The organism is Ancylobacter defluvii (genome assembly GCF_018390605.1).
In the GTDB taxonomy this organism is placed as follows: Bacteria; Pseudomonadota; Alphaproteobacteria; order Rhizobiales; family Xanthobacteraceae; genus Ancylobacter; species Ancylobacter defluvii.
The window spans coordinates 23,129-32,418 of sequence record NZ_JAHBGD010000013.1 but is presented as its reverse complement, the minus strand read 5'-3'; the positions used below and the strand labels follow the sequence as shown (position 1 = coordinate 32,418).

General features: G+C 67.8%; 8 protein-coding genes. 4 read left to right on the top strand and 4 right to left on the bottom strand.

From position 1 onward, the window contains the following. Positions 1–2 precede the first annotated feature (2 nt). The 4 genes from KHC24_RS09800 to KHC24_RS09785 are packed head-to-tail and all read right to left on the bottom strand — an operon-like array spanning position 3 to position 3,689. Positions 3–1,289: a TRAP transporter large permease gene (locus KHC24_RS09800; protein WP_246546559.1), complete on the bottom strand. Its 1,287-nt coding sequence runs from the start codon at positions 1,287–1,289 to the stop codon at positions 3–5. After that, positions 1,286–1,858, bottom strand: coding sequence for a TRAP transporter small permease (locus KHC24_RS09795; RefSeq protein WP_213363082.1), 573 nt, complete (start codon positions 1,856–1,858; stop codon positions 1,286–1,288). Before KHC24_RS09795 ends, KHC24_RS09800 begins: the two co-directional genes overlap by 4 nt. Then, a complete protein-coding gene (locus KHC24_RS09790; protein ID WP_213363081.1) occupies positions 1,855–2,652 on the bottom strand; it encodes a maleate cis-trans isomerase family protein in 798 nt (265 codons plus the stop codon). Before KHC24_RS09790 ends, KHC24_RS09795 begins: the two co-directional genes overlap by 4 nt. A 20-nt stretch (positions 2,653–2,672) precedes the next feature. Next, positions 2,673–3,689: a TRAP transporter substrate-binding protein gene (locus KHC24_RS09785; protein WP_213363080.1), complete on the bottom strand. Its 1,017-nt coding sequence runs from the start codon at positions 3,687–3,689 to the stop codon at positions 2,673–2,675. A 440-nt stretch (positions 3,690–4,129) separates the two neighbouring features. Here KHC24_RS09785 and KHC24_RS09780 point away from each other — a divergent pair, with 440 nt between their 5' ends. The 4 genes from KHC24_RS09780 to KHC24_RS09765 all read left to right on the top strand — a co-directional run bounded on the left by KHC24_RS09780 (position 4,130) and on the right by KHC24_RS09765 (position 9,274). Beyond that, a complete protein-coding gene (locus KHC24_RS09780; protein WP_213363079.1) occupies positions 4,130–4,972 on the top strand; it encodes an SDR family NAD(P)-dependent oxidoreductase in 843 nt (280 codons plus the stop codon). Between the two features lie 169 nt (positions 4,973–5,141). After that, complete coding sequence (locus tag KHC24_RS09775; RefSeq protein WP_246546557.1) at positions 5,142–6,443, top strand: cytochrome c; 1,302 nt, start codon at positions 5,142–5,144, stop codon at positions 6,441–6,443. 13 nt (positions 6,444–6,456) lie between these two features. Next, on the top strand, positions 6,457–6,930 hold the full coding sequence (locus tag KHC24_RS09770) for a (2Fe-2S)-binding protein (RefSeq protein ID WP_213363077.1): 474 nt from the start codon (positions 6,457–6,459) through the stop codon (positions 6,928–6,930). Then, positions 6,923–9,274: a xanthine dehydrogenase family protein molybdopterin-binding subunit gene (locus KHC24_RS09765; RefSeq protein WP_213363076.1), complete on the top strand. Its 2,352-nt coding sequence runs from the start codon at positions 6,923–6,925 to the stop codon at positions 9,272–9,274. Before KHC24_RS09770 ends, KHC24_RS09765 begins: the two co-directional genes overlap by 8 nt. The last annotated feature ends 16 nt before the right edge of the window (positions 9,275–9,290 follow it).

The window sequence follows — 9,290 nt, the reverse complement described above, 5'->3', positions numbered from 1 at the left end:
CGTCATTCCGCCATCAGCGACGGCAGGCCGGTGGAGAGCCACGGGAACGCGGTGAGCAGGATCAGGAAGGCGACCATGCCCCAGAAGAACGGCATGTTGGCCCGGAACACATGCACCACATCCTCGCGCGCGATCTTGGCCGAGACCAATATCGCGATGGCGACCGGCGGGGTGATCTGGCCGATCACCACCGTCACCACGATCAGCACGCCGAAATGCACCAGATCGACCTGCATGGCGATCAGCGAGGGCAGCAGCACCGGCATGATCATCGGGATCAGCGGATCGAGCACCATGCCGGCGACCAGAGCCAGCAACAGCAGCACGAGCAGCTTCAGCGTCTGCCCTTCGAAGGGGAACAGCGTCTGGAGGCCGTCCGCCAGCACCATCGGCACCTTGGCCTGCGACAGCGCCCAGCCGAGCGCGGTGGAGAAGCCGACCACGATCAGCACCTCGCCGGTCATGATCACCCCGTCCACCGTCACCTTGCGCAGTTCCGACCAGGTGATGGAGCGGTAGACGAATTTCGACAGGATGAACGCATAGGCGAGGGCGAAGGCGCCGGCCTCGCTCGGCGTGCAGACGCCAGAGATCAGGCTGATCAGGATGAAGGCCGGCAGGCCGAGCGGCAGCACCGCCCGCTTGCCGGTGCGCCATACCTCGGCCGGCACGAACGGGCCGGCGGTGCCCCAGCCCCGGCGGGGGGCAAGGTAGGAGATCACGCCCATCATCATGCCGCCCATGAGCAGGCCCGGCACCACGCCGGCGAGGAACAGCGCGCCGAGCGAGGTGCCGGTCACCGCCGAATACAGGATCATCGGCGAGGAGGGCGGGATCAGCACGCCGATGCCCGAGGAGGTCGCGGTGACCGCCGCCGCGAAGGGGCCGGGATAGCCGTGCTTCTTCAGATGCGGGATGGTGACCGAGCCGGTGCCGGCGAGATCGGCCACCGAGGTGCCGATCATGCCGCCGAACAGCACCGAGGTGACCACATCGACATGGGCGAGGCCGCCGCGCATCCACCCGACCAGCGCCACCGCGAAGTCGAACAGCCGCTTGGCGATGCCGCCATTGTTCATGATGCCGCCGGCGAGGATGAACAGCGGCAGCGTGACGAGGATGTAGTCGGAGACGCCGGTGAGCGTCTGCTGCGGCAGCGCGAGCGACCAGCCGCCGCTGATCGACAGGAAGATGAACACCGAGGCGACCAGCGCCACGATGATCGGGAAGCCGATCACCACCAGGATGCACAGGGCGGCGAGCGAGCCGCCGGCGAGAGCGAGCATCATAGTTTCACCTCATGGGCCGGGTGGTCGGCGATCTCTTCCGCAATGTCCTCGATGAGGACCAGCTTGTGCGGCACGACGGTGCGGTAGAGGAACGCGGCGGCCATGCCGAGAGAGGCGGCGAGCAGGCCGCCGGAGATCCAGGATTTCGGGATGTCGAGCATCGGCGTGACGTCGCGGCCGAACACCTGCATGTAGCGCCAGGAATACCAGGCGACGGCCAGCATCAGCAGGGCGCTGACGAAGCTGATCGCGCGGGTGAGGGTCCGCGCCTGCTGCGGCGGCAGCCGGCCGGTGACGATCTCGCAGCCGACCAGCGCGCCGCGCCCGGCCGCCAGCACCACGCCGACCGCGGCGATCCATACCAGCAGGATCGAGACGACCTCTTCCGTCCAGGGAAGGGGGGTGTTGAAGAAATAGCGGCCGGTGGCGTTGGCAAGCACCAACAGGCTCAGCACCGCCATCAGCACCATGCCGACGGTCTCGACGAGCCAGGATGCCGCGCCGATGAGGCTGGCGCGGCCAATAAGGTCGGAGGGCGCGCGCCGCGCTTCCAGAAGCTTGAAGGTCATGTCGACGATCCCCCCTCGGTGGCGAGGCGGCGGTCGAACAACCGCCCGTAGCCGGGCCTCGCGCCGTCGATGCCGGCCACCTCCAGGCAGTGCCAGAACGAGGCCTGCACGGCGGAGATCACCGGCTTGCCGAGCGCGGTCTCCAGCGCCTCGATGACGCCGGCGGAGCGGAAATTGGTGCAGGAGATGAAGATCGCCGTGGCGTCCGGGTGGTCGCAGGCGACGACGTGGTCGAACACCTTCTCCAGCGGCACGTCGGCCAGCGCCCAATCCTCGTCGATGCCGAGATTGCCGCTGTTGAGCACCTTGTGGCCGTTCGATTCGAGGAAGTTGATCGCCCGCTGGTGGATGGCGTCGACATAGGGCGTCGCCAGCGCCACCGGGCCGGCCTTCACCTCGGCGAGCGCGGCGAGCGAGGCGGTGGAGGCGGTGGTCGCCTTCACGCCCGGTGCCCAACCCTCCATGCGGCCGATCAGCGCCTTGTCATAGGCGGTGCCGTAGACAAAGGAGGCGCTGGTGCCGCCGAAGCACAACACATCGATCGGCGCCGAGCCGACCAGCCGGGCGGATTGCTCCAGCTCCGGCGCGTTCATCATCTGGTCGATGCCTTCCAGCGTCACCTTCGGCAGGCGCACGCGGGTGGTATGGATCGACAGCCCCGGCGCCGCCATGGCCGCCCATTCGGCGTCCATGACGATGCTGGAGGCGATGTAGATGAGGCCGAGGCGGCCGAGTGTGGCGTAGCCGTCGTAACGGAAGCCCTTGCGGGCTTCCTCACCAGTGATCGAAGTCATGTCGCAAAGCTCGCTCGCATTCACTTCAGGCTGGCTTCGAGCTTGGTCATCAGATCGGGCCCAACCACCTTGGCGATCTCGCCCTTCACCGGCTCGGCCGCGGTACGGAAGGCGGCGAGGTCGGGGGTCGTCACCGTCACGCCCTTCGACTTGAACTCGTCGACGAGGCGGGCGTCGCTGTCGTCGGAGACCTTGCGGGTGGCGGCGGAGCCGGCCTTGGCGGCGTCCTTCAGCTTGGCCTTCATCTCCGCCGAGAGCGCGTCATAGGCGGCGCCGTTCATGGCGAGGGTGATGGGCGTGTAGACGTGGTTGGTCAGGGCGATGAACTTCTGCACCTCGAAGAAGGAGAAGTCCTTGATCACCGAAAGCGGGTTCTCCTGGCCGTCCAGCGCCCCCTGCTTGAGCGCCATATAGACTTCGCCGAGCGGCATCGGGGTGGGCGCCGCGCCCAGCGTCTTGAAGGCGAGGATGCGGGTCGGGCTGCCCGGCGTGCGGATCTTCAGGCCCTTGAGGTCGGCCGGGACGTTGATCTGCTTGGCCGTGGTCGAGATGGTGCGGAAACCGAGCTCGCCGAAGGCCAGCACCTGAAGGCCGGCCTTCTCGCGCAGCGAGGCGGCGAGCAGTTCGCCGAACCTGCCGTCAAAGGCGGCGCGGGCGCTGGCCTTGTCGGCGAACAGGAAGGGGGTGTCGAGCACGGAGAAGCCCTTGTCGAGGGTGACGACATCCGAGCCGAGCGGCACCACCTGCACTTCGCCGGCGCGGATCAGCTCCATCAGCGCCGTCTCGTCGCCCAGCGCGCCACCCTCGAAGAACTCGATGGCGACCTCCGAACCGGCCGATTTGGCGAGAGCGTCGCGGAAATTCGCCAGCATGATGTTGAGCGGGTCACCGGAATTGGTTTCCACCGCAAGGCGCAGCTTGGTTTGGGAGAGGGCCGGGGAGGCCAGCCCGGCGGCACCGAGCACCGAAGCGACGACACCGATGGCCGCAAGCCGCTTCAGGGTAGCAAGCCGCTTCAGGGAGGAGAGAGTGAGCATGATCCGCGTTCCTTGCCGTGGAGAAATACGGAGGAACCGATTGCATCGAGCGTGCCAGAAGGAGAAACGTTGGGGGATCTCAACCCGTAACTCTACGTATGCCCATGCGGGAAGCATCGCCGAAGAGGGAAAGATGATTATTTAATCAGATAAAATTATGTAGTTCTATTAATAGAATAGATATTTTCTATGCAGGGGTTGTCATTTATTCCGGGATGTCCGCGGGCATCAAGGATGATGACTTTAATGCGTCAGAATAAAATTTGGCAATTATGATGATCGTATTTTTCGATGCCTGCGGCTGTCGCAGCGTCACGCCGCCGGTAGAATGGGGCGGTTGAGCCAAATTCAATGCGACGATGAGCGGAAGCCGGTTCGGGGCGCCGTGGCCGGCAGTATAGAATGCGGGGACGGCAGCATACGGAACCGAGGGAAACGCCATGACACATCCGGCCATTGCACCCGAACGCGTCGCGGTGGTCACCGGCGGCGCCAGCGGCATCGGGCTTGCCGCCGCCCGGCGCTTCGGCGCGGCGGGGATGGCGGTGCTGATCATGGATCTGCCCGGCCCTTCGCTCACACAGGCGGTGGAGGCGCTCAGGGCCGAGGGCATCAACGCGGTGGCGGCGCCGACCGACGTGACGGACATCGCCCAGATTGCCGCGGCGAAGGCACAGGCGGACCGGATGGGGCCGGTGTCGGTGCTGATGTGCAATGCCGGGCGCGAAGGCGGCGGTGGATTTGCCGCCGGCGAGGCGGTGTGGCGGCGCACCTTGGAGACCAATTTCTGGGGCGTGTTCCACGGCCTGCAGGCCTTTCTGCCGGACATGATCGGCTCGCCGCATCCCGGCGCCGTGGTGATGACCGGCTCCAAGCAGGGCATCACGCTACCGCCGGGCGACACCGCCTACAACGTCTCCAAGGCCGCGCTGCGGGCGCTGGCGGAATCGGTCTCGCACGACCTCGTCAAGCAGACCGGCGGGCGGGTCAGCGCGCATCTGCTGATCCCCGGCTTCGTCTATACCGGCTTCACCCGCGCCAAGGGCGTAACCGAGAAGCCCGCTGGCGCCTGGACGCCCGACCAGACGGCGGATTTCATGATGGACGGCCTGGACAAGCGGGACTTCTACATCCTCTGCCCCGACAATGAAGTGACGCGCGAGATGGACCTCAAGCGCATGCGCTGGGGCATGGGCGACATCATCGAGAACCGGCCGGCCCTGTCGCGCTGGCATCCCGATTATGCCGAGGCCTTCGCTGCCTACATGAAGGCGGAAGACTGAGGCGGGGCTTGGGCTTTGGTTTGGGCGCGGGATGCCGGGAGGGGCGCCGAGCCCGCGGTGATTTCTCCTAAAGTTCGACGGGCGGCGGCTTGCGACCCGGCAGAATTCCTTTGACGGCCTATGTGAGAAGAATTCTAATTCTGGCGCTCGACATCAAAGGATGCGTCGCTTGAATTTCAAGTTCTGGCTGTCGATCGTTGTCGCGGCCGCGGTCGTTGCTCTGGCCGGCTTCGGGGTGTACGCCTATCACCCGAGCCTGCCCGCCATGAGCGCCGCCGAGCGTCCGAGCTTCAGCCCGGAGGTGATCGAGAAGGGCCGGATCCTGGCGGCGGCGGGCTACTGTGCGACCTGCCACACCGCGGTCGGCGGCAAGCCCTATGCCGGCAACTATCCGATGGAAACCGGGTTCGGCACGATCTACGCCTCCAACATCACGCCGGACCCGGAAACCGGGCTCGGCAGCTGGTCGCCCGCCGCCTTCCGCCGCGCCATGCATGACGGCGTCGACCGCGAGGGCGCGCATCTGCTGCCGGCCTTCCCCTTCGATCACTTCACCAAGATGAGCGACGAGGACGTCGACGCGATCTATGCCTTCCTGATGGCCAAGGTCGCGCCGGTGCGGGAGACGACCAAGGACAACGCCTTGCCGTTCCCGCTGAACCAGCGGGTCCTCCAGGCCGGCTGGAAGCTGCTCTTCGTCGATTTCGGCCGCTACCGGCCCGATCCCGGCAAATCCGAGCAATGGAATCGCGGCGCCTATCTCGTCGAGGGAGTGACGCATTGCGGCGCCTGCCACACGCCGCGCAATCTTTTAGGCGCCGAGAAGAAGGGCGAGGCCTTCGCCGGCGCCGCGATCGACAGGTGGATCGCCCCGGCGCTGACCGCCGACAATCCCTCGGTGGTGCCGTGGAGCGCCGCCGAATTCACCCGCTATCTCGGCACCGGGGCGGGCGTCTATCACGGCATCGCCGCCGGTCCGATGGGGCCGGTGGTGCATGCCGGCCTGCGCGAGCTGCCCAAGAGCGACCTGGAGGCGATCGGCGCCTATCTCGGCGCGGGGATCGGGGCGCCCGCCACCGATCCCGCCGCCAACCCCGCCGTGCTGGCGAGCCTGAAGGCCGGTCGCCCCGACCCGACCTACCGCAAGGATCTCGGCGAGCGGCTCTACGCCACCGCCTGCGCCGCCTGCCACTACAATGCGTCGCGCATCGTCGAGGGGCGGCCGGAGCTGGCGATCAACTCCTCCACCCGGCTCGCCGACCCCACCAACCTGATCCACGTCATCCTCGACGGCGTCGATGCGAAGAACGGCATGGGCGGCGTGGTGATGCCGGCCTTCCGCCACGCGCTGTCGGATGCGGAGATCGCAGCGGTGGCGGCCTATCTGCGCGAGAAGCGCGCCAATCTCGCCCCCTGGCCGGATCTCGCCGCGCAGGTGGCGCGCATCCGGGCCGAGGGCGCCGGACACTGATGAGGGCATCGGCATGATCGACTTCACGGTCAACGGGCGGAACGTCAGCGTCGACGTCGAAGCCGACACGCCGCTGCTCTGGGTGATCCGCGACACGATCGACCTGACCGGCACCAAATATGGCTGCGGCATCGGTATGTGCGGCGCCTGCACCGTGCATGTCGGCGGCCGGGCGACGCGTTCCTGCATCACGCCGGTGGGCGATGTCGCCGGCACCGAGATCACCACCATCGAGGGGCTGGACCCCGCCGGCAACCATCCGGTGCAGCAGGCCTGGCGCCATTTGCGGGTGCCGCAATGCGGCTACTGCCAATCCGGCCAGATCATGCAGGCCGCCGCCTTCCTGAAGGACATTCCCAGCCCGACCGACGACGACATCGACGCGGTGATGACCGGCAATCTCTGCCGCTGCATGACCTATCTCCGCATCCGCGCCGCGGTGCGCGAGGCGGCCGCGGCGCTGCGGGGGGAGACCACCAATGGCTGACGAATCCCGCTTCCGCGCCCGCTCGCGCGATAATGGCGCCCGCTTGGCCGACCGCTCGCGCGAAAGTGGATTGAGCCGCCGCGGTTTCCTCGTCTCGATGTGCGCCGCCGGCGCGGTGTTCGGCTTTCCGCGCGCCGGCTTGGCGGCGATGGATCCGGCGATGCCCGGCGGCACGCCGATCGAGGCGGCCGGTGCCCGCTACGAGCCGGCCATCTGGTACTGGATCGATACCGAGGGCCGGATCAACGTCAACATCATCCGCGCCGAAATGGGCCAGCATGTCGGCACCGCCATTGCGCGCATCCTTGCCGACGAACTCGGCGCCAACTGGGACGACGTGCATATCGAGCATGTCGACACCGCCGCCAAATGGGGGCTGATGGTCACCGGCGGCAGTTGGTCGGTGTGGCAGAGCTGGCCGGTCTATCGCCAGGCCGGCGCGGCCGGGCGGGTGGCGCTGGCGCAGAAGGCCGCCGAGCTCTGGGGCCTCGATCCGGCGGCGGTCAGCGTCGCCAACGGCGTGGTGTCCGGCGGTGGCCGCAGCGCCGGTTTCGGCGAGCTGGTGGCGCAAGGCATAACCCGCAGCTTCACCGAGGACGAGCTGAGGGCGCTGCCGCTGAAGCCGCATGCCGAGCTGACGCTGGTCGGCAAGGACGTCACCGCGCTCGACATCGCCGACAAGACCACCGGGCAGGCCATCTTCGGCATCGACGCCAAGGTCGAGGGGATGGTGCATGCGGCTCCCCTGCTGCCGCCGACGCGCTACGGATCGGAGATTGTCCGCATCGACGACAGCTCCGCCAAGGCGATCAAGGGATATCAGCAGACACTCAAGCTCGACGATCCGTCCGGGACCGCGCCCGGCTGGGCCATGGTGATCGCCGACAGCCACTGGGCCGCCCAGAAGGCGGCGGGCCTCGTCAGGGTCGAGTGGAAGCCGAGCGATGCCGCGCGGGTGAGCGAGGCGGATATCCAGCAGCGTGCGCGCGCGCTGATCGCCGACGACGCCAAGGGCGCGGTGCTCGATACCGGCGACACCGATGTGGTGCCGGTATTCGCCCGCGCCGCCGTGACCATGGAGGCGGAATACACCACCGCGACCGTGCTGCACTTCCAGCTGGAGCCGGTGAACGCGCTCGCCTTCCGCAATGCGGAGGGCGTCTGGGAAATCCACACCGGCAATCAATGGCAGTCGCTGGCGCTGCCCTGGCTGCAAAAGGCGCTCGGCGTCGACGAGAACGGCGTGGTCATGCGCAGCTACCTGCTGGGAGGCGGCTTCGGGCGGCGCCTCAACGGCGACTATGCGGTGCCGGTCGCGCTGGCCTCGAAGGCGCTCGGCGGCAAGCCGGTGAAGATGGTGGCGACGCGGCCGGACGACCTCAGGTTCGACAGCCCGCGCTCGCCCTCGGTCCAGCGGGTGCGCATGGCGTTCGACCAGGACCGGAATGTCATCGCCATGGATACGGCGGTGGCGGCGGGCTGGCCGACCAAGGTGATGGTGCCGGCCTTCATGCCCAAGGGCGTCAATGGCGAGCCGTATGATCCGTTCGCCAGCGACGGCGTCGATCACTGGTATTCGGTCGGGGCGCAGCGGGCGCGCGCGATCTCCAACGATCTGGCGGAGAGCACCTTCCGCCCCGGCTGGCTGCGCTCGGTGTCGCCGGGCTGGATCAACTGGGCGATCGAGAGCTTCATGCACGAAGCGGCGGTGAAGGTCGGCAAGGATCCGGTGCGGTTCCGCCTCGACCATCTGAAGGCCGAGGGCCGCAATGCCGGTACCGCGCCGGATTCGGTCGGCGGCGCGGCACGGCAGGCGCAGGTGCTCGCCCGCGTCGCCGCGCTGTCCGGCTACGGCAAGGCGAAACTGCCGGCGGACACCGCGATCGGCGTGGCGACCTCCTATGGCCAGGCGCGGTCGATGCCCACCTGGGTCGGCGGCGCCGTGCAGCTGCATGTCGACCGGCAGACCGGTTTCGTCGACGTGCAGAAGATCTGGCTGGTGGTCGATTGCGGCACCGTGGTGGACCCCGACAGCGCCCGCGCCCAATGCGAGGGCGCCGCGCTGTGGGGCCTGTCGATGGCGCTCTGCGAGGGCACGGAGTTCGAGAACGGCCAGGTGCGCGATCGCAACCTCGACAGCTACACGCCGCTGCGGATGATCGATACGCCGGAGGTGGTGGTGGAGTTCGTCGACAGCACCGAGGTGCCGGTCGGGCTGGGCGAGCCCGGCACGACGGTGGTGGCGCCGGCGATCGGCAATGCGATCTTCGAGGCGGTCGGGGTGCGCCTGCGCCGCCTGCCGATCCGGCCGGAAGCCGTGCTGGCCGCCCTGAAGGTGAAATAGCCGGGGCTGCGTCGCC